The organism is Acinetobacter sp. GG2 (genome assembly GCF_000292385.1).
Taxonomy (GTDB): Bacteria; Pseudomonadota; Gammaproteobacteria; order Pseudomonadales; family Moraxellaceae; genus Acinetobacter; species Acinetobacter seifertii.
Genome location: NZ_ALOW01000033.1, coordinates 22089 through 46774, shown reverse-complemented (window position 1 = coordinate 46774; position 24686 = coordinate 22089). Strand labels below are relative to the sequence as shown.

At 40.6% G+C, this 24686-nt stretch carries 30 protein-coding genes and 1 pseudogene; 22 read left to right on the top strand and 9 right to left on the bottom strand.

What is annotated here, in order from left to right:
• Positions 1–2: 2 nt before the first annotated feature.
• Together B554_RS0109065 and recG are read right to left on the bottom strand one after the other, a co-directional pair.
• The gene (locus tag B554_RS0109065) at positions 3–638 is read right to left on the bottom strand and encodes a ComF family protein (protein WP_019457793.1); all 636 of its coding nucleotides are present in this window, start codon (positions 636–638) and stop codon (positions 3–5) included.
• A complete protein-coding gene (gene recG, locus B554_RS0109060; protein ID WP_019457792.1) occupies positions 631–2676 on the bottom strand; it encodes an ATP-dependent DNA helicase RecG in 2046 nt (681 codons plus the stop codon). The genes B554_RS0109065 and recG overlap by 8 nt, the downstream gene beginning before the upstream one ends.
• 20 nt (positions 2677–2696) lie before the next feature.
• Here recG and B554_RS0109055 point away from each other — a divergent pair, with 20 nt between their 5' ends.
• A complete protein-coding gene (locus B554_RS0109055; RefSeq protein WP_019457791.1) occupies positions 2697–3524 on the top strand; it encodes an NAD-dependent epimerase/dehydratase family protein in 828 nt (275 codons plus the stop codon).
• Between the two features lie 67 nt (positions 3525–3591).
• Positions 3592–4578 carry a putative solute-binding protein gene (locus B554_RS0109050; RefSeq protein WP_025465167.1) on the top strand — a complete coding sequence of 329 codons (987 nt, stop codon included), beginning with the start codon at positions 3592–3594 and terminating at the stop codon, positions 4576–4578.
• 42 nt (positions 4579–4620) lie between these two features.
• On the opposite strand, the gene plsB is transcribed toward B554_RS0109050, so the two are convergent.
• Positions 4621–7194, bottom strand: a complete 2574-nt coding sequence (gene plsB, locus B554_RS0109045; RefSeq protein ID WP_004705358.1) for a glycerol-3-phosphate 1-O-acyltransferase PlsB — start codon at positions 7192–7194, stop codon at positions 4621–4623.
• 275 nt (positions 7195–7469) lie between these two features.
• Between plsB and B554_RS0109040 the strand changes: the two genes are divergently transcribed.
• Positions 7470–8342 (top strand): acyl-CoA thioesterase, encoded by an 873-nt coding sequence (locus B554_RS0109040; RefSeq protein WP_004705360.1) that lies wholly within the window; start codon positions 7470–7472, stop codon positions 8340–8342.
• 106 nt (positions 8343–8448) lie between these two features.
• Positions 8449–9714, top strand: coding sequence for a dicarboxylate/amino acid:cation symporter (locus B554_RS0109035; RefSeq protein WP_031944580.1), 1266 nt, complete (start codon positions 8449–8451; stop codon positions 9712–9714).
• A 43-nt stretch (positions 9715–9757) separates the two neighbouring features.
• Here the strand turns inward: B554_RS0109035 and B554_RS0109030 are convergent, their stop codons facing one another.
• From B554_RS0109030 to B554_RS0109005, 6 genes are all read right to left on the bottom strand, one after another.
• Positions 9758–10708: a metal-dependent hydrolase gene (locus tag B554_RS0109030; protein ID WP_081400341.1), complete on the bottom strand. Its 951-nt coding sequence runs from the start codon at positions 10706–10708 to the stop codon at positions 9758–9760.
• 123 nt (positions 10709–10831) lie between these two features.
• Positions 10832–11608: a ribosome biogenesis GTP-binding protein YihA/YsxC gene (yihA, locus tag B554_RS0109025; protein WP_019457788.1), complete on the bottom strand. Its 777-nt coding sequence runs from the start codon at positions 11606–11608 to the stop codon at positions 10832–10834.
• Between the two features lie 108 nt (positions 11609–11716).
• Positions 11717–12154 carry an RrF2 family transcriptional regulator gene (locus tag B554_RS0109020; protein ID WP_019457787.1) on the bottom strand — a complete coding sequence of 146 codons (438 nt, stop codon included), beginning with the start codon at positions 12152–12154 and terminating at the stop codon, positions 11717–11719.
• An 84-nt stretch (positions 12155–12238) separates the two neighbouring features.
• The gene (locus B554_RS0109015; protein ID WP_019457786.1) at positions 12239–13003 is read right to left on the bottom strand and encodes a globin domain-containing protein; all 765 of its coding nucleotides are present in this window, start codon (positions 13001–13003) and stop codon (positions 12239–12241) included.
• A gap of 139 nt (positions 13004–13142) precedes the next feature.
• Positions 13143–14678 carry a helicase HerA-like domain-containing protein gene (locus B554_RS0109010; protein ID WP_019457785.1) on the bottom strand — a complete coding sequence of 512 codons (1536 nt, stop codon included), beginning with the start codon at positions 14676–14678 and terminating at the stop codon, positions 13143–13145.
• 43 nt (positions 14679–14721) lie between these two features.
• Positions 14722–15912, bottom strand: a complete 1191-nt coding sequence (locus B554_RS0109005; protein ID WP_019457784.1) for a PLP-dependent transferase — start codon at positions 15910–15912, stop codon at positions 14722–14724.
• A gap of 168 nt (positions 15913–16080) precedes the next feature.
• Here B554_RS0109005 and B554_RS0109000 point away from each other — a divergent pair, with 168 nt between their 5' ends.
• The 18 genes and pseudogenes from B554_RS0109000 (at position 16081) to rplF (ending at position 24686) form a co-directional block, all read left to right on the top strand.
• The gene (locus B554_RS0109000) at positions 16081–16809 is read left to right on the top strand and encodes a type 1 glutamine amidotransferase (RefSeq protein WP_019457783.1); all 729 of its coding nucleotides are present in this window, start codon (positions 16081–16083) and stop codon (positions 16807–16809) included.
• A gap of 241 nt (positions 16810–17050) precedes the next feature.
• On the top strand, positions 17051–17362 hold the full coding sequence (gene rpsJ, locus B554_RS0108995) for a 30S ribosomal protein S10 (protein ID WP_000070912.1): 312 nt from the start codon (positions 17051–17053) through the stop codon (positions 17360–17362).
• Between the two features lie 57 nt (positions 17363–17419).
• Positions 17420–18058 (top strand): 50S ribosomal protein L3, encoded by a 639-nt coding sequence (gene rplC / locus B554_RS0108990; RefSeq protein ID WP_002117051.1) that lies wholly within the window; start codon positions 17420–17422, stop codon positions 18056–18058.
• Positions 18059–18069: 11 nt separating this feature from the next.
• Positions 18070–18672 (top strand): 50S ribosomal protein L4, encoded by a 603-nt coding sequence (rplD, locus tag B554_RS0108985; protein ID WP_002049755.1) that lies wholly within the window; start codon positions 18070–18072, stop codon positions 18670–18672.
• Complete coding sequence (rplW, locus tag B554_RS0108980; protein ID WP_003653662.1) at positions 18669–18989, top strand: 50S ribosomal protein L23; 321 nt, start codon at positions 18669–18671, stop codon at positions 18987–18989. The genes rplD and rplW overlap by 4 nt, the downstream gene beginning before the upstream one ends.
• Positions 18990–19000: 11 nt before the next feature.
• Entirely contained in the window at positions 19001–19825 is an 825-nt protein-coding gene (gene rplB / locus B554_RS0108975) for a 50S ribosomal protein L2 (protein WP_004705377.1), read from the top strand.
• A 13-nt stretch (positions 19826–19838) separates the two neighbouring features.
• Positions 19839–20114: a 30S ribosomal protein S19 gene (gene rpsS, locus B554_RS0108970; protein ID WP_001138119.1), complete on the top strand. Its 276-nt coding sequence runs from the start codon at positions 19839–19841 to the stop codon at positions 20112–20114.
• A gap of 11 nt (positions 20115–20125) precedes the next feature.
• Positions 20126–20455 (top strand): 50S ribosomal protein L22, encoded by a 330-nt coding sequence (gene rplV / locus B554_RS0108965; RefSeq protein ID WP_001982638.1) that lies wholly within the window; start codon positions 20126–20128, stop codon positions 20453–20455.
• Position 20456: 1 nt separating this feature from the next.
• Positions 20457–21273, top strand: a pseudogene (gene rpsC / locus B554_RS0108960) (30S ribosomal protein S3).
• Positions 21213–21626 (top strand): 50S ribosomal protein L16, encoded by a 414-nt coding sequence (gene rplP, locus B554_RS0108955; protein ID WP_002049688.1) that lies wholly within the window; start codon positions 21213–21215, stop codon positions 21624–21626. The pseudogene rpsC and the gene rplP overlap by 61 nt, the downstream one beginning before the upstream one ends.
• Complete coding sequence (gene rpmC / locus B554_RS0108950; protein ID WP_000849927.1) at positions 21626–21823, top strand: 50S ribosomal protein L29; 198 nt, start codon at positions 21626–21628, stop codon at positions 21821–21823. Before rplP ends, rpmC begins: the two co-directional genes overlap by 1 nt.
• Positions 21820–22077, top strand: coding sequence for a 30S ribosomal protein S17 (gene rpsQ, locus B554_RS0108945; protein ID WP_001291845.1), 258 nt, complete (start codon positions 21820–21822; stop codon positions 22075–22077). The genes rpmC and rpsQ overlap by 4 nt, the downstream gene beginning before the upstream one ends.
• 92 nt (positions 22078–22169) lie before the next feature.
• Positions 22170–22538: a 50S ribosomal protein L14 gene (gene rplN, locus B554_RS0108940; protein ID WP_001982634.1), complete on the top strand. Its 369-nt coding sequence runs from the start codon at positions 22170–22172 to the stop codon at positions 22536–22538.
• A 9-nt stretch (positions 22539–22547) separates the two neighbouring features.
• Positions 22548–22865, top strand: a complete 318-nt coding sequence (gene rplX / locus B554_RS0108935) for a 50S ribosomal protein L24 (RefSeq protein WP_002049703.1) — start codon at positions 22548–22550, stop codon at positions 22863–22865.
• A gap of 15 nt (positions 22866–22880) precedes the next feature.
• Complete coding sequence (gene rplE, locus B554_RS0108930) at positions 22881–23417, top strand: 50S ribosomal protein L5 (protein ID WP_004705381.1); 537 nt, start codon at positions 22881–22883, stop codon at positions 23415–23417.
• Positions 23418–23426: 9 nt separating this feature from the next.
• Positions 23427–23732 (top strand): 30S ribosomal protein S14, encoded by a 306-nt coding sequence (gene rpsN, locus B554_RS0108925; protein ID WP_001074624.1) that lies wholly within the window; start codon positions 23427–23429, stop codon positions 23730–23732.
• 11 nt (positions 23733–23743) lie between these two features.
• A complete protein-coding gene (gene rpsH / locus B554_RS0108920) occupies positions 23744–24139 on the top strand; it encodes a 30S ribosomal protein S8 (RefSeq protein ID WP_002049732.1) in 396 nt (131 codons plus the stop codon).
• Between the two features lie 13 nt (positions 24140–24152).
• Positions 24153–24686, top strand: coding sequence for a 50S ribosomal protein L6 (gene rplF / locus B554_RS0108915; RefSeq protein ID WP_004705382.1), 534 nt, complete (start codon positions 24153–24155; stop codon positions 24684–24686).

Sequence of the window (24686 nt, the reverse complement as noted above, 5' to 3'; positions counted from 1 at the left end):
TTTTAATATGATGTAGATGAGGCAGCAGCTAGGCAGCTTGCATAAATAGATGTGCACCCTAGCTGTTTTAGCACCAGACTTAAAGCGGAAATTGAACTTCCTGTTGTGATCACATCATCAATAATCAGCACACGACGGTAGCGCCGTTTTTCTTGAGTTATCGGAACAAATTGCTGTTCAATATTTTCAAATCTTTCGAGTCGAGATAATCCTTTTTGTGAACGCTCATTGAGGCGTTGGACAGGCTGCCAAACGGGTATTTTTAATTGTTTACTTAGAAGCTTGGCAAGTAATAATGATTGATTAAAACCCCGCTCCGTTAAACGCTCTTTAGAAATAGGCATGGGTACTATGGCCTGTACCTTAGGAAATTTTATTTGCTGTAAAATTTCAGCAAGTAAGGTTTGGTAATGTAATTTTTGTTCATATTTAAACTGCTGAATTATGCGGTTAATTGGATAGGCATAATGACAGGCCACAAGAACAGATAGATCATTACGCTGAACTGTCTGCTTAAGCCATGGTAGTTGTTCCCAACATTCTTTACAAAGAGAGTGCTTACCCCGCGTTCCTATTTCACATAACAGGCAAGGGGACAATAACTGAAAAAGATATTGAGGATTGAACAACTTAAACATAAGCGTATCGGGGTGCTTCAGGTAGCCAGCGTTTCAAGAGGGCATCAGCTTGTTGTGGATAGTCTTTTAGAACCTGTTGTGCAACATAATGCGCTTGACTCAGTAAATGGTCATCTCGTTCTAATCGCGCGACTCTAAAGCCCATATCACCTGTTTGTTTTGTTCCTAATAGTTCACCAGGACCTCTCAGCTCAAGGTCTTTTTCTGCAATCACAAAGCCGTCGTTACTTTCTCTTAAAATCGAAAGTCTTTCTTGCCCATTTTGTGAAAGTGGTGGTTTATAAAGAAGAACACAAAAACTAGCCTTTGCACCTCGTCCTACACGGCCACGTAATTGGTGTAGTTGTGAAAGGCCTAAACGCTCAGCATTTTCAATAACCATAATTGAAGCATTTGGTACATCGACCCCAACCTCAATGACAGTTGTGGCAATCAAGAGTTGTAGTTCGTTATTTTTAAATGCTTGCATGACAGATTGCTTTTCATCAGCTTTCATTTTGCCATGAACCAAACCGATATTAAGTTCAGGAAAGCGCTCTTTCATTTCTTGATAGGTAGCTTCCGCGGCTTGAGCATCTAAAGTTTCGGACTGTTCAACCAGAGTACATACCCAGTAGGCTTGTTTACCTTCTCGGCAGTTTGTAGCAATTCGATTTAGCACTTCTTCACGACGATCTAGCGGAATAGTCACTGTTTGAATTGGTGTACGACCTGGTGGTAATTCATCAATAATTGAGGTGTCTAAATCGCCATAAGCGCTCATCGCTAATGTTCTAGGAATTGGCGTTGCAGTCATGACCAATTGATGTGGAGTTAGTTGTTCAGCGCCTTTATTACGTAAGGCTAACCGTTGATCTACCCCAAAGCGATGTTGCTCATCAATAATAACAAGACCTAACTTTGCAAACCCAACATTATCTTGAAATAAGGCATGAGTACCTACAATCAGTTCGGCATGACCTTCTTTAATTTGTTGTTCAGCTTGTGCTCGCGCTTTACCTTTTTGTTTGCCAGATAACCAAGCGACCGTAATGCCCAAGGGTTCAAACCAACGTTTAAAATTTAAATAATGCTGCTCTGCCAAAATTTCGGTAGGTGCCATTAATGCAACTTGCCAATCGGCCTCTAATGCATGGCATGCTGCAACTGCCGCAACTAGAGTTTTCCCTGCACCTACGTCACCTTGTACTAAACGTAGCATAGGCTGGTGTTGTTTTAAGTCGCTTAAAATTTCTTTGGATACACGCTTTTGTGCATTGGTCATTTGAAAAGGTAAGGCTTCTAACAGTTTTTTTGCCAGTACCTTACTACTTGGGAAAGCGGGCGAGGCAATTTGACGGATATAAGCCCGTCGTGTGAGAAGGCTAATTTGGTGTGCGACCAGTTCTTCAAAAATAAGACGCTGCTGTGCAGGGTGAGATCCTTCGGCCAATTGGAGCATATTGGCATCGACAGGTGGCTCATGAATGTAATGTAAAGCTTCTTTGAGCGCGTATCCATTTGTATATTGTTTAGGAAACAGCTCAGGTAGAGCATCACTATGATGCTTCAACGCCTGTTTAACATATTCGCGTAATTTAGGTTGTGTTAATCCATCAGTGCTCGGGTAAATTGCTGTAAGCTGCGTTTTTGGCAGTGGTGTATGTTCATTAATGAGCTGAATTTCTGGATGATAAAGCTCAAGTCCTCGTGCACCTACGCGAACTTCACCAAAAATACGTAAACGGTTACCAGGTTTTATTTTATCAGTTAAGTTTTTATAAATATGATAAAAACGTAAAGTCACCTTACCAAATTCATCTTGTATTAATGCAGCCATAGATTTACGTTTACCTGGAGGGAAATCAACAGATTTGACTTCACCCTCGAGTAAATAACTACGACCAACCACCAACTGATTCATAGGAATAATGGTACTGCGATCTTCATAATCACGGGGCAGATGAAACAGTAAATCATCTGTGGTAAAAATATTTAGTTTTTCGAGTAGGGCTGCTGAAGCCGATCCAACGCCTTGTAACTGATGGACTGAAGTCATGTCCCCTCAACGAGTTCTCTATGCATATATTATTTATCGGTTATGGTAAAACATCTCAGCGTGTTGCTAAACAACTATTTGAGACAGGACATCAAATTACCACAATTAGCCGTAGTGAAAAAACAGATCCTTACGGGACACACCTCATACAGGATATTTTTACGCTCGATTTAAGTGAAATTGCGCCTGTAGATGTAGTTTATATTTTGCTTTCTCCAGACGATAGTACAGTTCAAGGTTATCATCATACTTACGTGGATAGTATTGAGCCTATTCGACAGGCTTTAAAATCACATCCAGTCAAAAGATTAATTGTGGTGTCATCTACGCGGGTATATGGTGAAAATTCTGGTGAAACGATTGATGATGATAGTCAGATTCACCCGAATGATGCTCAAGGCCATATTCTTCATAATATGGAATTGCTATGGCAGAAATACTTTCCAGCTCAATGTGTGATTGTACGTCCCACAGGAATTTATGGTGCCTCGGTTGATCGATTAAAACGGATGGCTGAAAACACACAAACCTATCCAAATATTCACTATAGTAATCGTATTCATATTGATGACTTGGCAAGATTTTTAGCATTTTTAGCCGATTATGAAAAACCGCATAAGAGTTATCTTGTTGCCAATAATGCCCCTGTACCGTTACATGAAGTCATCCTTTGGTTTCAGAGCCAGTTAGACTTACCGCTACTTACCTTAGATTCAGCTCATGTTTCAGGTAAAAAAATATATGCGAAACACTTATTTGAAACAGGTTTTCAGCTTGAACACCCAATTTGCTTTAATGACTATTTATTATGTTTAAATGCTCATGGTACAAATCAAAATTTAGACTAAACTTTAAATAACAATAGAAATACCTGAAGAGGCAAATAAATTGCCGATAAAGATAAAAATGTTGAAAGTGAAGAAATTTTGTTTAGCACTTATTTTGAGTGCAACGTCTGTTGCGAGTTGGGCAGAGGATCAGTTGTGGTGTACATATGATCCTATGGGCACCCAAGGGGATATAACGCGTCGTTTAAATGACATCCGATTATATGCTCAGCAATATAATGTCAAATTCAAAGTTGTCAGCTATCAAAAAGAGCAGCAAGCCATTCAAGCTTTTGACGATGGTAAATGTTCAGGTTTAGCAGCTAGTAACTTTAATACGTATCAATACAATCATTTTATGGGAAGTAGCTCTGGGATTGGCCTTATACCTAATAACAGGACTGCCCGAAATTTATTGCAGCTTTTAAATCACCCGACAATTGAGAAAAAACTCATTAATCAAGACTATGAAGTAGTTGGTATGATTCCCGTAGGAACTGCCTATATGGTCATGAAAAACAAAAAAATATCGAAAGTGGCACAGCTTAGAGGTCAACGAGTCGGTGTATTAGCCAATAATCCGCCACAGCAGGCGTTGGTGAGAAGTGTAGGTGCTCAGCCAGTCTATGTTGATTTATCCAATGCGATCACTCAGTTCCAGCAAAACAAAATCGATATTATGCCTGCACCGATTTATGGGCTTTTACCATATAACTTACAGAAAGATTTTGGGCCAGACACTCAGGTGATTAACTTTCCATTGGCTTATTTTGGGGTAAATCTAATTATTAAGCCTAAATCGTATCCTGCCAATTTTGGCCGAAAAATTCGTTCTTGGTTTGTGCAAAATAGCCAATTATTAACGAATCGAGCGATACAGTGGGAAAACCATTTACCTGCCTATTATTGGGTAGATGTTTCTTTTTACGAAAAGCAGAGCTACGACATTATGGTAGCCAAAATACGCAATCAATATGTGCGTTCTGGATATTACGATGCTTACTTTGTTGAATTAATGAAGCGCTTACGCTGTATTGATGATCCACGTTACTTCGAGTGTTCAATGCCTCGATAAAATAAAAGGCAACTTAAGTTGCCTTTTATTTTGAGTCAAACTTTAAGATTTTTTACGTTTTAAACGACGTTTCGCTTGTTGAGAGGCCATTGCTTCAAGTGCTTCTTTTAGTTCTTCATCAGTAAAGGTCGTGATGTGCTGCAACATCTGCAATGTTACTTCATCAAGTACTAACTGTGCGCCTGCTGCCATTTGACGGAAATTATCGTCAAACTCAATCTGGCCTTGATCATTAGTACGGATGTAATTTTGCTGAGTTAAAACTTTAATAAAGCTTTGGAACAATGCTTTGTCAAAGAACTCTGGAGAATTAAACTCGTAAAGAACAGACAAGCGTTGTCCTAACAAATGACTTAACTCTTCAACTTGTTTTGCTGAAATATTGCCTGAACCACGCTGAGTAATTAAAGCTAAAGTCATGTAATAGCGTTCTAGACTTTGCTTAACAGGTGTTGCCAATACAACAAGTTGATTGTGCTCTTCAGTGTTTGGTGCAGAGCTAATCAAGTTACCTTCTTCATCTTGATGAATAAGGTTTGATTGAACCAATGCATCTGCATATTGTTCAATCTGTTCTTTAAGCTCACTGCTTTGCCACTTAAGGAATAGTTCAGCTTTTAAGAATGGATAAAGGGTATAGATGACATTACTTAAATCAGCACGACTGATTTTACCGTTATGCTCAACAAGCGATGCAACCAATGAAGGTAAAACGAAAGCATGCAAAATGTTATTACGGAAGTATGTAAGCAGAACTGCTTGGTTATCTTCAATCGCAATAATATCGCCCAGTGCATGCTGTACACGCTTAATTAATTTTAGCTTTAAGCCGTAAGCAATAATTTCCTTGCCAGATAGTGGTGTTACTTCTGTACGCTGATCGTATGGGAAATTCGATGCTAAATTGCGGTAAGCTTCAAGCTGCTTAATACAGATTTCTTCATCAAGAGTATGCTTTGGAGTAGCAAGCAAAATAATTGAGAGTAAAGAAACCGGGTTAATGACTACCGCACGGTTAATATTTTCTAAAATTGCATGTGCAGAGCTATTTACAGCATCTGAAACGGCTTGAGGAATTGGGTCATCGTTTTTCTCGATATAGACATTTTCTGCATTATGCTGTTTAAGCAAATCATCAAGAAAAACGGGTTCACCAAAGTTAACGTGTACCTTACCGAAAATGCGTTCAATTTTTCGTAATGTTTTAACAATACCAAAAATAGATTCAGCTTCTTTTGGCTTACCTTGCATTTCGCCAACGTAAGTCGAACCTTCCATCAAGCGTTCATAACCAATATAAGTTGGTACAAATACAATTGGCTTTGTACGGCCACGTAAATGACTATGAACCGTCATGGCAAGCATACCGGTTTTCGGTGGTAATAAACGACCTGTACGCGAACGACCACCCTCAATAAAGTATTCAAGTGGCGTATTACGAGAAAGAATGCTGTATAAATATTCTTTAAATACAGTTGTATAAAGACCATTGCCACGGAAAGAGCGGCGAATAAAGAAAGCACCACCACCACGTAAAAGCTGACCCACGAAAGGCAAGTTCAGGTTATCACCAGCAGCAATATACGGAACCATTAGGCCTCGTCTATAAATCACATAAGACAATAATAGGTAGTCAATATGGCTGCGATGACACGGTGTATAAACAATTTCGTAATCTTTCGCGAGTTCACGAACCGTACTAAAGTTGTGAACCTCTACGCCGTCATAAAGCTGAGTCCATAGGCGTGTTAATGCTAAATCTGCAAAGCGGACTGCTGAGTGTGAATAGTCAGATACGATTTCATTGACATAACCAATCGCACGACGTTCTGCTTCAAGCATGCTAATTTTGCCGCGAATACTCTCACGTCGAATAGCCTCTTGCACGTCACGAGACTTTACAACTGACTGCATGACATTACGGCGATCTGATAAGTCAGGGCCTAAAACCACTTCACGTTGACGGTCAAGGTAGTCATTTAAAGTGCTAACAATATAAGTCGCTGGTGAAAGATTTGGATAATGTTGTTGAGCATATTCAACAAGATCACGTAAAGACTGCGGTTCATGGAACTCCAAATAAGATTGGCGACCATGTAAACCGATATTTACAAGCTGCTTAACTGTACTTGGTGTTGCCCATGTATCTGAGAACAAGAGCTTGAACCAAGAATCTTCTTTATCTGGCGAACGGCCCCATAAAACGGTTACTGGAACCAGTTCTATGTCGAGCTCAGGGTTTGCCTGTAAAACTTCAATCAGTTTAATTAAGCGCGGTGGAAAAGCATGAGGTGGGGGATTTAATAGGTTATTTTCATCATTATGCTGTAAAAATAAAACTGATGCTTTTTCCTGATGAGAACCGATCACTAACGGATCTAATGCTGGCTTTAAATTTAAACGGCGAGTTTCCCCATCTACCACCAAAGCATTGCTGCGAGAATGGTTTTGTAAGACATAGCACACCACTTTTTGGCGCTCAGTCTTTGCTTCAGTTTCTGTTGTTTCTGATACTGGTTCAGTAGGAACTTCCCCAAGAACATGTGGTGTTACCACGAGGTCAAGTAGCTTACTCGAAAGCCGACGATACATTTGACCAAACCCACTCTTGGACATAAGAACTCCTACTTCTTAAAGACAAATCCCGGCACCAAATGCAGAGGGTAATTATTTTGAGGCATTTATTAAAAAAAACAATATGCTACTTTCTTATAAATTATAATGCTTTTGGCATTTTTTATCGTTAAAAATCGTATTTTTAGCTGTTTTAAGGGCAATGTTCGTCAGAAGTTGACTGATTGTTCCATGTACAAATAGTTTTTTATGGCACAATAGATTCTACAGATCTGTCCTTTAATACCAATTTTGCCTGCAATATGAAGGTATCTCTCATGAATGCGTTAACCCAAGAACTGGTTGAGCTGCTCACTTTAGAAAAGCTTGAAGAAAATATTTACCGTGGAATTAGCCGTAATTTGGTCGGTAAACGTGTTTTTGGAGGTCAGGTTTTAGGTCAGGCTTTACGTGCTGCCTCTTATACAACCGACCGTCCTGCGCATTCTATGCATGCTTACTTTTTATATGGTGGCGACATTAATGCTCCAATCATCTATGAAGTAGATCGTTTGCGTGATGGGAAAAGCTTTGTTAGCCGTCAAGTTCGGGCAATCCAGCATGGTCGAGTTATTTTCTCGGCAATGGTGTCTTTCGCGAACCCTGAAGAAGGCTTGAACTACCAACATTCAGAACCAGAATACCCAGCTCCTGAGACGTTAAAGTCAGAAAGTGAACTGAAAGAAGGTATTCTTAATTTTGTTCCAGAGAATGTCCGTGCAAGTTTCATGCGTGAGCGTCATGTTGAAATTCGTCCGATTGATCCAGTCAATCCATTTCAGCCTCAGCCAGAAGCACCGTTTAATGCGCACTATATTCGTACTCATGACCGTATTCCAAAACAGCTAGATGACATTGCTTTACATCAAGCAATTGTGGCGTTCTATTCAGATTTTACTTTAATGACTACGGCTTTAAGACCACATGGTTTAAGCTATATTTCTCCAAGTTTGCAGTGTGCCAGTATTGATCATGCCATTTATTTCCATCGCCCACTTCGTGCTGATGAATGGATGCTTTATGACATGGAAGCCACAGTGAGCGCAGCTTCTCGCGGTTTAAACTTTGGCCGTATGTGGCAAAATGGACAGCTCGTTTGTAGTACGGTGCAAGAGGGTTTGATCCGTTTGCGGGAAATTGAAACTCAATAATTAATAATGAGCCATCTAAAAAGATGGCTTTTTTATTTTTAATTCAAAGCATGTGACAAAAAATTGCTCGAATGAAAATCAAGCTCATGTCATATTTGCAAAAGTATTGCCTACTGAAAAAAATAATGTTGATATGAACTTAAATACACAAATTCTGATTGCCGCGATTTTAGGTTTAGCCTTTGGCTTCCTACTCACCATGTATCCTGATACTGCTTTTGTAAAGCATAGTTTATATGGCTTGGGTATATTGAGTAGTGTTTTTATTGGGCTACTCAAAATGTTGTTAGTGCCATTAATTTTTAGCTCGATTGTAGTTGGAGTTTCAAATTTACAGGCAGGCGGGCAGCTAGGTCCAGTTTGGAAAATCACTTTTTTATGTTTTATCACCACCACCACATTGGCTTTAATTTTGGGTATTGGCTGTGCTCATTTATTTGAGGTGGGCCGAGGCGTGGATATTTCAATTTTTCAGGCATCAATGCAAAGCTATCAAGCACCAGATAGTTTAAACCCAGCAACTTTCTTTACTAACTTTATTCAAAATACTTTAATTAATCCCTTTAAAGCATTTAGCGACGGCAATGTTTTAGCTGTTGTGGTATTTGCACTATTTGTCGGTTTTGCACTGGTTCAAGGTGGTGAGCGCTTTAAGAGTATTCGTTTATTGAGTCATCAGTTTTTTGAAATGATGATGATGCTGGTTGGATGGGTCATGAAACTGGCACCATTAGGAATTTTTGCATTACTTGCTAAATTAATGGCGACAGAAGATATTTCAGTATTAAGTCGCTTGGCAGAGTTTGCTGTTGTGGTAACTGGAACCACTATTTTTCATGGTGCTGTTGTTTTGCCATTACTGCTTTGGATTGTTGGTCGTATGAGCCCTTGGACTTTTTTCAAAGGTACACGTACAGCCTTAATTACTGCATTTGCAACAAGTTCTAGTTCGGCAACGATGCCACTGAGTATGAAATGTACGCAGGAAAATTTAGGTGTTCGTCCTCAAACAGCAGGCTTTGTTATTCCACTAGGTTCGCAGCTTAACATGGATGGTACAGCTTTATATGAAGCTGCCGCTGCGCTCTTTGTTGCAAATTTAGTTGGACTAGACTTAAACCTAACCCAGCAAATTGTTGTGTGTTTAACTGCGATGATTGCATCACTTGGAGCACCAGGGATTCCGAGTGCAGGTATGGTCACCATGATTATGGTATTGCAGTCTGTGGGTCTACCAGCTGAAGCAATTGCTATTTTACTTCCAATCGACCGGTTGCTCGATACAGTAAGAACGGTGGTAAATGTACAGGGCGATATGATGATTAGTGTGGTTGTAGATCGATATACCAAAGAGAAAGATATCAGTATCTGATCACTCAATAAAAAAGCAGGATTTATATCCTGCTTTTTTATTTTTAAGCGGCTTGTAGCTCGGCTCTTTTTGCCGCTGGAGATTGAGATAAATAACTTACCGCATCTTCAGTGCTACCTTCTTTAACTGGATCATACCAAGGCATGAGGTAATCAATTTGCTGAGCAATAAGCCAAAATGGATTTGGTAATACCTGATTATCCTTACGGCTAATTTTATACCACTCTACAGCAACCCAAACTGGAAAAAGTTTAGATTTGGCTGCATCGGCAAAGCGAGGATCTTGTTTCATGATATGTGCTGCGCCATCTACCCACAATCCCAGTACAAGGGTAATAACTGCAATGCTTAAGTAGTAACGTGGAATATATCCGCCACCAAGATGACGATATAAATCAAAGGCTACGGTGCGATGTTCAATTTCTTCAGAACCATGCCATTTAACCAGATCGACCATTTCTGGATCTGCGCCTAATTCTTCCCAACGTTTATTGTAAAGCGCATATTTACCGAGTACACAGGTCATATGCTCAACAGTTACAATAACACCTAAACGGAATAAATCCCATTGCTCTTGTAAGAATTGAGGCACTTCTTTGTCAAAAGGTTTATCTGCCAAAGCGGTGGTAAATAGATAATTCATAATGTCCAGATTTCTCTGGATATCAATATTACGTGCACTTAAATATTCTTTATTGGCAGAAGAGTGTGCATTTGCATGCATAGCCTCTTGGCGAATAAATGCTTGAACGTCCTGTTTAAGTTTTTCATCGGTAATGCGAGGTAAAACTTTGTTATATAAACGGCAGAACCAGAACTCTCCAGCAGGCAAGATATTATTAATTTCATTAATAAAGTAACTTGCAAACGGTTGGTTTGGAATCCAGTCTACAGGTGTGTCTTTCCAATCAAATTTCACCTTGCGTGGAAGAATTTTATAATCAATAGAAGAACCTAAAGCCTTATTCTTCAAAAAAGATAGCAATTTCATCATTTAGTCCTGATTTTTAACTCGATGAAGTTATAACGAGTATAAAAAAAGCCCCTGCATTTGTGTTTAGCAATAGGGGCCATTTGAATATAAATTTGATAAAGAAATTGTATCTGTTATGACGATTTACTCTTCAGCATCCTCATCGCTTGCTTCAGGAATCGCATCAACGTCAAATTCTGGCTCTTGATCAAGCGTAAAATGTAAGCGTCCAGCCATTACACTGGCGAGTTCTTCTAAGCCTAGTTTGTTCAATGAAGAGAAAAGCTGAATCGAGAAATCAAGCTTCATTTTTTTCAGTTGTTGTTTAACTTCAAGCAAGACTTTGTTTGCTGGGCCACGATTAAGTTTGTCTGCTTTAGTTAAAAGAATATGTACAAATAGATGGCGTGAATAAGCCCACTCTAACATCATCATGTCAAAGTGCTGTAAAGGGTGGCGAATATCCATAAGTAAAACTAATCCTTGTAAGCTTTTACGATGGATTAGATAGTTCTCTAATTCTTTTTGCCATACACGTTTCATGTCCTCTGGTACGGCAGCATAACCATAACCAGGAAGGTCAACTAGGCGTTGATCAGGATTACCTAGGCTGAAGAAGTTAATCATCTGAGTGCGGCCTGGTTTTTTTGAGGCACGTGCGAGTTGTTTTTTGTTGGTTAAGGCATTAATAGCACTAGACTTACCAGCATTTGAGCGTCCTGCAAAAGCAATCTCGTAGCCACTATCTTCAACACAAAGTGCCAATTTAGGTGCACTCATTAAAAACTCAGCTTGGCGTAACCAGTTCAGGGATTGTACGGCATATTCCGTGATCGCTGGATCTGGTTTCTTTTCATAACTGATCTTTTGTTTGGGTGCGAGTCTGGCTTTGGTGTCTTTCGATTTTTCACTACGACGCATAAAAAATAACTTTTTAAATGAGAGGGCTCGCGCCTAGTATAAAGGAGCTTGGTTATTCTTGCTAATTTTCAGTAAGCTTGCTTGTAAAGATAAATAGAATTACGAAGTTTAGATTTGCAAAAAGTCTATAGGAGAGGTATTTGAAGCAGATCTCGGCTGTTGTAAGACTTCTCCAAGCGTGTATTGGTCTAAGCTTTGATAAAAACTTTCTAAAGCCTGATCGAGAATTCCTTTTAAGCCACAATGAGAGCGCAAAACACATGGTGGTGTATTGCATTCAACGATTTGGTTATCACCTTGTAATATACGAACAATTGCACCCAAATTTGAGTTTAGTGCATTAGGATTTAAGCGAATTCCTCCACCTTTGCCGCGAATGGTAATAATCCATTCTTGCTTGCCCATGAAATGAACAACTTTAACCAGATGGTTTTGCGAAACATGCAAATCTTTCGCGATTTCTGCAATCGTATACGGTGCATCACTTGGGCGAGCGACGTACATTAATATTCGTAAAGCATAATCGGTAAATTTATTAAGTTGCATGATCACCAAAAACTAAAGGTTGACGGACGATCATCTTAGCCTGAAAGTCTAAAGAAGAAAACTTTCAGGCTGACGCTTTTTATATTAGAGCGTTAAAGGAGCTGAAACTTGTACTTGATCACCAACTCTATAGTGCTCAAGTAAAATATTAGCAACGGAAAATTCCGTATGATTTTCTTCTGGCTGCACCTCAAAGTGGTACGCATTATTTTCCTGAGCTTCTGTAAATTTAAATGCTTTAGGTTGCTCAAGTTGTTGCTCAGGAACTTGTACTTTTACAGAAATAAAAGCATTAGCTGGGCTAGTCAGTACATCTTCATGATCAGTCGCTTTTAACGTAAAGCGCTTGCCAGACTCAAGGGGGTCAATTTGTGTAATTTCAAATGAACGCCAGCCAGCCCATCCACCTTTTAAGCTTTCAAGCTGTTCATATTTTTGTTTTTCAACGGCAATTAAAATATCTGCCAACTGTAAATAAGCTTGTTTCCACGCTTCAATCAGTTCTGACTCAAATGGAACATTTAAAACTTCACTAATTGAATGAAGTAAGTTGTCTCCAACAATTGCATATTGATCTGGTTGAATATCTAAACTTACGTGCTTAGTGGTAATACGCTCAACTGCTTTGGCAAGCACTGTAGGATTTTCAATATTTTCAGCATATGCGAGTACTGCTGCTGCAAGGGCGCGGGGTTGGCGTAAGCTTGTCTGGTCATCTAGGTTAAAAACATTTTTTAATTCAGGACTGTTATTCAACATCCGCTTATAAAAGTATGTAGTCAGTGTAACGCCGTGTTCACGCAATACAGGTACAGTAGATTTTACGAGTTCAATTTGTTGTGGAGTCATGGCTAGACCTTAATTATCTGGCTTTATAAGATGTATTTAAAATACATCTTATGAAAATTAATCGCAATAGTTTTCTTAATAAAACCATAAAAAATTAAGGGATATAAAATCCCTTAAAAAAAGTGCTGATTTAAATGGTCTATTTCCCAAATAATGAGCCAAGTAATCCGCGTACCAATTTCTGTCCTGTACTGCCGCCTAAAGTGCGTGCAGCGCTTTTTGCAAAAGTTCCCACTATATCTTGAGTTAGTTTTGCTCGTTCTTTTGCAGCACGTTCTTCTTCCTTTTGCTGTTCTCGTGCTAAACGTTCTTGTTCCTTGGCTTGTTGCTTCGCTAAAGCTTCTTGCTCTTTGGCAAGCTCAGCATCCTGTTTTTGCTGCTCACGTTCAGCAACTTTATTTTGGAGCATTTCATAAGCGCTCTCACGGTCTACAACTTGTTCATAGACACCAGCAATAATACTTTGGGAAATTAGGGTTTTTCGTTCTTCAGGTGTAATGGGTGTAAAAGAGGAGTAGGGAGGCATCACCCAGCCACGCTCTACAATTTGTGGAGTACCTTGTTCATCTAGGCAACTAATGAGGGCTTCACCTACGGCTAGCTGTGTAATCGCTTCATCCACTTTGAAATTAGGATTAGCACGAAACGTATCTGCAGCAGTTTTTACTGCCTTTTGATCTTTCGGAGTAAATGCGCGTAGAGCATGTTGTACGCGGTTACCAAGCTGACCCAAAACACTTTCTGGTAAATCAAGTGGATTTTGAGTAATAAAATAAATACCGACACCTTTAGAGCGAATTAAACGTACAACTTGTTCAATTTTCTGTTGTAAAGCTTGACTGGCATTATCAAATAATAAGTGAGCTTCATCGAAGAAAAACACGAGTTTTGGTTTATCCATATCGCCAACTTCTGGAAGCTGTTCAAATAATTCGGAAAGCATCCATAATAAAAAAGTAGCGTATAGCTTGGGTGTATTCATTAGCTTGTCAGCAGCAAGAATATTGATATAGCCGCGGTCATTAGCATCGGTTTGTATAAAGTCCAGAATATTTAAAGCTGGCTCTCCAAAGAACTGATCCCCACCTTGGTCGGCAAGAGCGAGTAAATTGCGCTGAATTGCTCCTAAACTGGCTGGAGATAAGTTGCCGTACTCAGCTTTAAATTCCGCTGCATGTTCACTCACAAAAGTGATCATGGCTTTTAGGTCTTTAAAGTCGACTAACAGTAATCCTTGATCATCTGCAATTCGGAAAACAGCAGATAGAACACCTTCTTGAGTGTCATTTAGATTGAGTATACGTGCTAATAAAATTGGCCCAATTTCAGAAATAGTGGTTCGAATAGGATGGCCTTGTTGCCCAAATAAATCCCAAAAAATAACGGGATTGGCAGCAAAAGGAACACTATCAATTTGTAGAAGCTTTAAGCGTTCATTAAATTTATCTGAAGCCTCTCCAGCTTTTGCTAGGCTAGAAACATCACCTTTTGCGTCGGCAAGAAAGACGGGAACACCGATTCTAGAAAAACTTTCTGCAAGAACCTTTAGAGTGACTGTTTTACCTGTACCCGTAGCACCTGCAATTAAACCATGCCGGTTAGCAAATTGAGAAAGCAAAACAATTTCTTTAGAGGTGTCATTAATATTTTTAGCAATAACAATCGGTGTACCCATATATTTTTATCCTTCGGTGTGAGTCACTGTTGATCTTGTCGTTTTACAAATATTTCAGCGCATTTTCGATATCTTGAATTAAATCTTGCGGATCTTCCAGACCTATACACAAACGAACCAATAAACCTTGTTGTAAATGTGTATTTTCAAGTTTTCGCATCATTTTTAGATCATAAAGCATGACAAGACTAACTGGACCACCCCAACTAAAACCAAGTTTAAATAGCTTAAGAGCATCGCAAAAGCGACGTATAGCTGAAATATCATAATCAGGTTTAAATATGACACTGACTAATCCTGCACTCTTACCTGTAGTGCAAATCTCTTGCCAATATTGATGACCTGGGGAAGCTTTATCACTTGGATGTAGAACTTGTGCAAATTGAGGCTGTTGCTTTAACCATTCCAATAAAGTTTTCGCGTTATTTGATTGCTGTTCATATCGTAGTGACATGTGTGCGAGGCTACGCTGAACTTGCGCTGCATCATCTCCTGAAATAGCAATACCTAGAGTGGCATGTGTACGGAACAGGCGGTGATATAGTTTTTCATCGCGAGTTACAATGCTACCCATCAATATATCGCCACCACCACTTGGATATTTGGTAAGTGCATGAACGGTTAAATCTACCGACAAGTGCTCATCAGAGAAATCAAAAGCATTAAAGGCAAGCCCAGCCCCCCAAGTGTTATCTAAAGCTGTTAAAACACCTTGAGCTTTTGCCTTTTTTACTAACTCTTTAAGATTTGGAAACTCCATAGTGACAGAGCCCGCGGCCTCTAGCCATAAAAGCTTGGTTTGTTTAGTAGGTTGAAAAGTTGAAACATCAATTGAATTATAAACTTTAACCCTGATGCCATATTGTGCTTTTAAATAGTTTAAATGCTCTAGGTTTGGACCATATATATTGTCTGGTACCCAAACTTCATCACCTGTTCCTAAAAAAGCAGAGTTAACTATATTTATTGCAGATAAACCACTTGGTGCAAGTAAGCCATACAAACCACCCTCTATTTGCGCAATATTGTCGGCTAAAGTGAATGTGGTAGGTGTGCCATGTGTCCCATAGCTATAATCATAAGGGTCAGTCCAATGGCGATCAAAAAGGTGCGCAGTTGATTTAAAAATAATAGTTGATGCACGAAATAAGGGAGGTTGCACGGTCTCGATAAACTGAGGTGCTTTTCGTGGTGCATGAATGAGTTGGGTTTGAAAATTGTTATGCTTTTTCATAGGGCGCTTTACTTTAAATAATAAGATTAGATTAAGAGAAAACTTATTTATTCGCTAGATTTTTGATTATTTCTAAGATGTTTCGTTACTGCTGTAACATTCACAAAAAACTTGGCTTTATTTTTGCAAAGATCTAACCAACATTCTAACAACAATAGGTTTAAGCGCATGAAGTCGCATTTACGTGTTCACTATTTTCAACATATTGCTGGTGAAGGTTTTGGAAGTTGCTACTCATTTTTAAAAGCTCATCATGCAACTATTAGCTCTACTGAGTTTTTTGCACTTCCAGTTGACCGTTCTCTTGAAATAGAAGCTTTACCACGAATTGAAGAAGTTGATTTGTTATTGGTTATGGGTGGAACCATGAGTGTTAATGACGAAGCAAATTACCCATGGCTGAAAATAGAGAAAAGATGGCTACGTCGATATTTGGCGGCAGGTAAGCCAGCTATAGGTCTTTGCTTGGGAGGCCAACTGATCGCAAATGCATTGGGTGCAGCGGTTAGCCGTAACCGTTATCAAGAACTTGGGTGGTCGACAGTGCAAAGAGTTGCAAACTTACCTCAGGAAAGCTTTCCTTTGCCTGAAGAAATTAATGTGATGCAGTGGCATAGCGAAACATTTGAAATACCTAAAGGTGCTATACGTTTGGCTGAGAGCAATGCTTGTCGTAATCAAATGTATCAGATTGGAAAGAATGTACTAGGCTTTCAGTTTCATCCAGAGATGACCCCAGCAGCCCTAAAACTTCTTTTGGAAAATGAGGAAGAACTTTCAATTTTTAGTGGGGAATATGTGCAATCTACACGTGAGCTTGAATATTCAGAGGCAAAAAAATTTGAACAGGGTAATCAGCTTTTAAATAAAGCGATTGAATTTGTAATAAATACCTAAAATGACTAGCTAAAACAGGATTTGAGCAAAAAATAGAAAAAGAGAATTGCATAAGACTTAAACAATCGTTATAATGAGCGACCCTCAATGAGAGGGCATTTACTGCGAAGAAAGTAGTAAATGTGCATTACAGTCGTGGCATCGATCATGACCTTAGTGATTATCACTGCCTTTGACACTTACCAATGGGTGAGATGCGTCAAAGGTGATTCTTTATATATTTGGCTTGGAGTTTACTGGTATGTCTAACCAGAGAATTCGTATCCGTCTTAAGTCTTTTGATCATCGTCTGATTGATCAATCTGCTCAAGAGATCGTAGAAACCGCTAAGCGTACTGGCGCACAAGTGTGTGGTCCAATTCCGATGCCTACTCGCATCGAACGCTTCAACGTTCTTACTTCACCGCACGTTAACAAAGATGCGCGTGACCAGTACGAAATCCGCACCTACAAACGTTTGATCGACATCGTTCAACCTACAGATAAAACTGTTGATGCATTGATGAAATTAGATCTTGCAGCTGGTGTTGATGTTCAGATCGCTTTGGGTTAAGGCTTTCGGTTAATTAACGATTAGTTAATTAGGCCGCTTTTTTAGAGGTTTATGCACATGGCTATTGGTTTAGTCGGTCGCAAATGTGGTATGACTCGCATCTTTACAGATGCTGGTGTTTCTGTACCTGTTACAGTCATCGAAGTCGATCCAAACCGCATTACGCAAATCAAAACACTTGAAACTGATGGTTATCAAGCTGTTCAAGTAACTACTGGTGAACGTCGCGAATCTCGCGTAACTAACGCTCAGAAAGGTCACTTCGCGAAAGCTGGTGTTGCTGCTGGTCGTTTAGTTAAAGAGTTCCGTGTTACTGAAGCTGAGCTTGAAGGTCGTGAAGTTGGTGGTACTATCGGCGTTGATTTGTTCACAGTTGGTCAAGTTGTTGACGTAACTGGTCAATCAAAAGGTAAAGGTTTCCAAGGTGGTGTTAAACGTTGGAACTTCCGTACCCAAGACGCTACTCACGGTAACTCAGTTTCTCACCGTGTATTAGGTTCTACAGGTCAAAACCAAACTCCTGGACGCGTGTTCAAAGGCAAAAAAATGGCTGGTCACTTAGGTGACGAACGCGTAACAGTACAAGGTCTTGAAATCGTATCTATTGACGCTGAACGTTCTGTTTTAGTTGTTAAAGGTGCAATTCCTGGTGCAACTGGCGGCGACGTAATTGTACGTCCTACCATCAAGGCCTGAGGGGAAATACCGTGAATTTGAAAACTGTTTCCGGCTCTGCTGTTGAATTGTCTGAAGTTGCTTTCGGACGTGAATTTAACGAAGCTCTTGTACACCAAGTTGTTACTGCTTACTTAGCAGGTGGTCGTCAAGGTACTCGTGCTCAAAAATCGCGTGCAGACGTTTCTGGCGGTGGTAAAAAGCCATTCCGTCAAAAAGGTACTGGTCGTGCTCGTGCGGGTTCTATTCGTAGCCCTATCTGGGTTGGTGGTGGTAAAACTTTTGCTGCTCGTCCACAAGATTGGTCTCAAAAAGTAAACCGTAAGATGTACCGCGGTGCAATGCAATGTATCTTAGCTGAACTTGTTCGCCAAGATCGTCTTGTATTAGTTGAAGAGTTTGCTGTTGCTGCTCCAAAAACTAAAGAATTGCTTGCAAAGCTTAACGACTTAAATGCTGCTCGTGCATTAATCGTTACTGACGCTGTAGATGAGAACTTATATCTTGCAGCACGCAACCTTCCGCATGTAGATGTGGTAGATGCAACTGCAATCGATCCTGTAAGCTTGATCGCGTTTGATAAAGTTGTGATGTCTGTAGCTGCTGCTAAGAAAATTGAGGTAGAACTCGGATGAACAACGAACGTATCTATCAAGTCCTTAAAGGACCAGTCTTCTCAGAAAAGGCACAAGTTTTAGGTGATACTGTTGGCGTTCAAGTATTTAAAGTAGACATCAATGCTACTAAACTTGAAGTTAAAAAAGCAGTTGAAAAACTTTTTGGTGTAGAAGTTGTTAAAGTTAACACTACTATTACTAAAGGTAAAACTAAGCGCTTTGGTAAAACATTAGGACGTCGTTCTGATGTTAAAAAAGCATACGTCACCCTGAAAGCCGGCCAAGATGTTGAAATGGCTGACTTGGGCGATACCGCTGAAAGCGCAGCGGAATAAGGACGAAAATTATGCCGATTCAAAAATGTAAGCCAACGTCTCCAGGACGTCGCTTTGTAGAGAAAGTGGTTCATGACCACCTTCACAAAGGCGCTCCTTACGCACCGTTGGTTGAAGCTAAAAAACGTACTGGTGGTCGTAATAACAACGGTCACATTACTACTCGTCACGTTGGTGGTGGTCATAAACAACACTATCGTATCGTTGACTTTAAGCGTAACAAAGACGGCATTCCAGCTGTTGTAGAGCGCATTGAATACGATCCAAACCGTACAGCACATATTGCTTTGTTGAAATATGCTGATGGTGAGCGTCGTTATATCATTGCTCCTAAAGGTTTACGTGCTGGCGATAAAGTACAATCTGGTAACGATGCTCCAATTCGTCCAGGTAACTGCTTGCCACTTCGTAACATGCCGATCGGTTCTACGCTTCATAACATCGAACTTAAAATTGGTAAGGGTGCGCAATTAGCGCGTTCTGCTGGTGCTTCTGTTCAGTTGTTGGGTCGTGATGGTTCTTACGCAATTGTTCGCCTTCGTTCAGGTGAAATGCGTAAAATTCATGTTGAATGCCGCGCTGTAATTGGTGAAGTTTCTAACCAAGAAAACAACCTTCGTTCATTGGGTAAAGCTGGTGCTTCACGCTGGCGTGGTGTTCGTCCTACCGTACGTGGTATGGCGATGAACCCAGTTGATCACCCGCACGGTGGTGGTGAAGGGCGTAACAAAGGTATTCAACCTGTAAGCCCATGGGGTCAAAAAGCTAAAGGGTACAAGACACGTACCAATAAGCGTACGACTAAGATGATTATTCGCGACCGTCGCGTCAAGTAAAGGAATCTGACTAATGCCTCGTTCTCTGAAAAAAGGCCCATTCGTCGATGCGCACTTGTTCGCTAAGGTTGAAGCGGCTGTTGCTAGTAACTCTCGCAAGCCGATTAAAACTTGGTCTCGTCGTTCGATGATCCTTCCAGATTTTGTTGGTTTAACAATCTCTGTTCATAATGGTCGTAATCACGTTCCAGTAATTGTTACTGAGCATATGGTTGGTCATAAACTCGGTGAATTCGCGCCAACTCGTACCTATCGTGGTCACGGTGTTGACAAGAAATCTAAACGTTAATAGGTGTCATGATGGAAGTAACTGCTAAATTACGCGGTGCCGCTATCTCGGCACAAAAGGCACGTTTGGTTGCAGATCTTATTCGCGGCAAATCTGTTGCGCATGCTTTAAACATCTTAAACTTCAGCAATAAAAAAGCTGCTGTTTTAGTGAAAAAAGCATTGGAATCTGCGATTGCAAACGCTGAACACAATAACAGTTTAGATGTTGACGATCTTAAAGTTTCTACGATTTACGTTGATGAAGGCATGAGCCTTAAACGTATTATGCCACGTGCTAAAGGCCGTGCAGATCGTATTACTAAGCGTACTTGTCACATCACCGTTAAGGTAGGGGTTTGATATGGGTCAGAAGGTTCATCCAATCGGTATCCGCCTAGGTGTTGTGAAACGTCATAACGCTAACTGGTATGCGAATCCGAAACAATACGCTGAATACTTGCTTAAAGATCTTCAAGTTCGTGAGTTTTTAACTAAAAAACTTAAGAATGCGATGGTAAGCAATATTCTTATCGAACGTCCATCAGGCGCTGCTAAAGTAACTATTAGCACAGCTCGTCCTGGTATCGTAATCGGTAAAAAAGGCGAAGATATTGAGAAATTACAGCGCGAACTTACCAGCATTATGGGTGTTCCAGCGCAAGTAAGTATCAACGAAATTGATCGCCCAGACTTAGATGCGCGTTTAGTTGCTGAAGCAATTGCTTCTCAATTAGAAAAGCGTGTTATGTTCCGTCGTGCTATGAAGCGTGCGGTTCAAAACACTATGCGTGCTGGTGCTAAAGGTATCAAAGTTGAAGTGTCTGGCCGTTTAGGTGGTGCAGAGATTGCTCGTACAGAATGGTATCGTGAAGGTCGTGTACCTTTGCATACATTACGTGCAGACATTGACTATGCAACTATGCGTGCAGAAACAACTTACGGTACGATTGGTGTTAAAGTTTGGATTTTCCGTGGCGAGATCTTAGGTGGCATGAAACAAGTCATGAACCCTGCTCCTGCTGAAGATCGTCCAGCTAAACGTGGTCGTGGTCGTGGTGAAGGTCAAGAGCGTCGTGGTCGTCGCGGTGACCGTGCTGCTGACAAGGGAGAATAATCCATGTTGCAACCTAAACGTACCAAATTCCGTAAAGTGCACAAAGGCCGTAACACTGGTCTAGCGCATCGTGGTAGTACAGTATCATTTGGTTCGATTGCAATTAAAGCAACTGAACGTGGTCGTATGACTGCGCGTCAGATTGAAGCTGCACGTCGTACTATTAGCCGCCGTATTAAGCGTGGTGGTAAAATCTTTATTCGCGTATTCCCGGATAAACCAATTACTCAAAAGCCTCTTGAAGTGCGTATGGGTAAAGGTAAGGGTAGCGTGGAATACTGGGTTTGCCAGATCCAACCAGGTAAGATCCTGTACGAAATTGAAGGTGTGAACGAAGAATTAGCGCGTGAAGCATTTGCTTTAGCTGCTGCTAAGCTTCCGTTTAAAACCACTATCGTGACTCGGACGGTAATGTAATGAAAACTAAAGATCTACGTGAAAAATCGGTAGAAGAGTTGAAAGCTTTGCTTGATGAGCAACAGCTTAACCAATTCCGTCTTCGTATGGCGAAAGCAACTGGTCAGTTGGGTAAATCGCACGAAGTGCAAATTGCTCGTAAGACAATTGCTCGTATTAAGACACTCCTTACCGAAAAACAGGGGAACGGACAATGAGTGAAAAAACAGTCCGCACGTTAACCGGCAAAGTCGTAAGTGACAAAATGGATAAATCTATTGTTGTTCTTATTGAACGCCGCGTTCAACACCCGTTGTATGGCAAGTCAATTCGCCGTTCAACTAAGTTACACGCTCATGATGAGAACAACGTTGCTAAAATTGGCGATGTTGTAACCATTAAAGAAAGCCGCCCAATTTCTAAAACTAAAGCTTGGACTTTAGTGGAAGTAGTTGAAGCAGCTGCTGAGTAATTCGACGTTCTTGTTGCATCATCGGTCAATTTCGAGTACTCTTTGAGCCTTTCGAAATTGTGACCGGTGATGCTCGGTTTTGGAGTAGGGCAATGATTCAAACCGAAACTATGCTCGACGTAGCAGACAACAGTGGTGCTCGCCGCGTACAATGTATTAAAGTACTTGGTGGTTCACATCGTCGTTATGCTTCTGTTGGCGACATTATTAAAGTTACTGTAAAAGAAGCAATCCCACGCGCACGTGTTAAAAAAGGTGACGTGATGAATGCGGTTGTAGTTCGTACTAAATTCGGCATTCGTCGTCCAGATGGTTCTGTGATCCGTTTTGATGATAATGCTGCAGTTATCTTGAACAACAACAAAGCTCCGATTGCTACTCGTATCTTCGGACCAGTGACTCGTGAACTTCGTACTGAACAGTTCATGAAAATCATTTCATTGGCTCCTGAAGTTCTATAAGAGGCAATCATGGCTAAGATTAAAAAAGGCGATCAAGTTATCGTGATCGCAGGTAAAGAAAAAGGCAAACAGGGTACTGTATTGTCTGTTTCTGAAGACCGCGTTAAGGTTGAAGGCCTTAACTTAGTGAAGAAGCATCAAAAGCCGAATCGTGTAACTGGCGCTGAAGGCGGTGTAGTTACTCAAGAAGCTTCGCTTCATATTTCAAACGTGGCAATTTTAAATGCTACAACCCAGAAGGCTGACCGTGTTGGTTACCAAGTGATTGATGGCGTGAAAACTCGCGTTTATAAATCAAATGGTGAATCAGTGGCGGTAGCGAAGTAATAGGTTGAAAAGGCAATGGCCAGACTTAAAGCACGTTACAATGATGAACTTAAAGCAAAGTTAAAAGAAGAACTTAGCATTAAGAACGTGATGGAAATTCCACGCATCACAAAAATTACCCTAAACATGGGTGTAGGCGCAGCTGCAACTGATAAGAAATTATTGGATGGCGCTGTAGTCGACATGCAATTAATTGCTGGTCAAAAACCAGTAATTACACTTGCTCGTAAATCTATCGCAGGTTTCAAAATCCGTGATGGTTGGCCGATTGGTTGTAAAGTTACTTTACGTGGCGACCAAATGTACGAATTCTTGGACCGTTTGATCTCTATCGCAATCCCTCGTATCCGTGACTTCCGTGGTTTCTCTGCGAAATCATTTGATGGTCGTGGTAACTACTCAATGGGTTTGAAAGAGCAAATCGTTTTCCCTGAAATCGATTTCGATAAGATTGATCGTATTCGTGGTATGGATATTACCATTACTACGACTGCTCGCACCGATGACGAAGGCCGTGCGCTTATGCGTGCATTCGGCTTCCCGTTCAAATAAGAGGTCGATATGGCTAAGAAAGGTATGATTAATCGCGAATTGAAACGCGAAAAAACTGTTGCTAAATACGCTGCAAAACGTGCTGAATTAAAAGCTACGATTGCAAACGTAAATGCTAGCGACGAAGAGCGTTTCGAAGCGATGTTAAAGTTACAAGCATTGCCGCGTAATGCATCTCCGGTACGTCTTCGTAACCGTTGTGGTTTAACTGGTCGTCCTCATGGTTACTTCCGTAAGTTCGGTTTAAGCCGTAACAAACTACGTGACACAGTAATGCAAGGTGATGTACCAGGCGTTGTTAAGGCAAGCTGGTAAGGAGCGACTAAATGAGTATGCAAGATACCGTTGCCGACATGCTAACACGTGTTCGTAACGCACAAATGGCTAAGAAACAAACTGTTTCTATGCCTTCTTCTAAGTTGAAAGTTGCTATTGCAAACGTACTTCAACAAGAAGGTTATATTTCAAATGTAGAAGTTGCTCAAGAAGAGACAAAATCTACTTTGACTATTACTTTAAAATATTTCGAAGGCAAACCAGTTATCGAAATGGTTAAGCGCGTAAGCCGTCCAGGTCTTCGCCAATACCGTGGTAAAGATAAACTTCCAAGCGTTAAGCAAGGTTTAGGTATTGCAATTGTTTCTACAAGCAAAGGCATCATGACTGATCGCGCTGCACGTGCTGCGGGCGTTGGTGGTGAAGTTATTGCTTTTGTTTCTTAATAGGTGATTCCTCATGTCTCGTGTGGCTAAAGCCCCAGTAACTGTACCTAATGGTGTAGCAGTTACTCAGAACGGCCGGCAGGTCGAAGTGAAAGGCACTAAAGGTACATTGTCTTTCAACCTGCATGCGCTGGTCGAGCTAAAACAGGAAGAAGGTAAACTTCAACTTGCTCCAGTTAAAGAATCGAAAGATGCTTGGATGCAAGCTGGTACTGCTCGCGCTGTATTGAACAACCTTGTAAAAGGTGTTAGCGAAGGCTTCGAACGTAAGTTGCAGCTAGTTGGTGTTGGTTATAAAGCTGCGGTTAAAGGTACTGTTGTAAACCTTAACCTTGGTTACTCACACCCAATTGACTACGCTTTACCAGAAGGTGTAACAGCGGAAACTCCAACTGCTACTGAAATCATTTTGAAATCAGCAAACAAGCAGTTGTTAGGTCAAGTAGCGGCAGAAATCCGTGCATACCGTGCTCCTGAACCATATAAAGGTAAAGGTGTTCGTTATTCGGATGAAGTCATTCTTCGTAAAGAAGCTAAGAAGAAATAA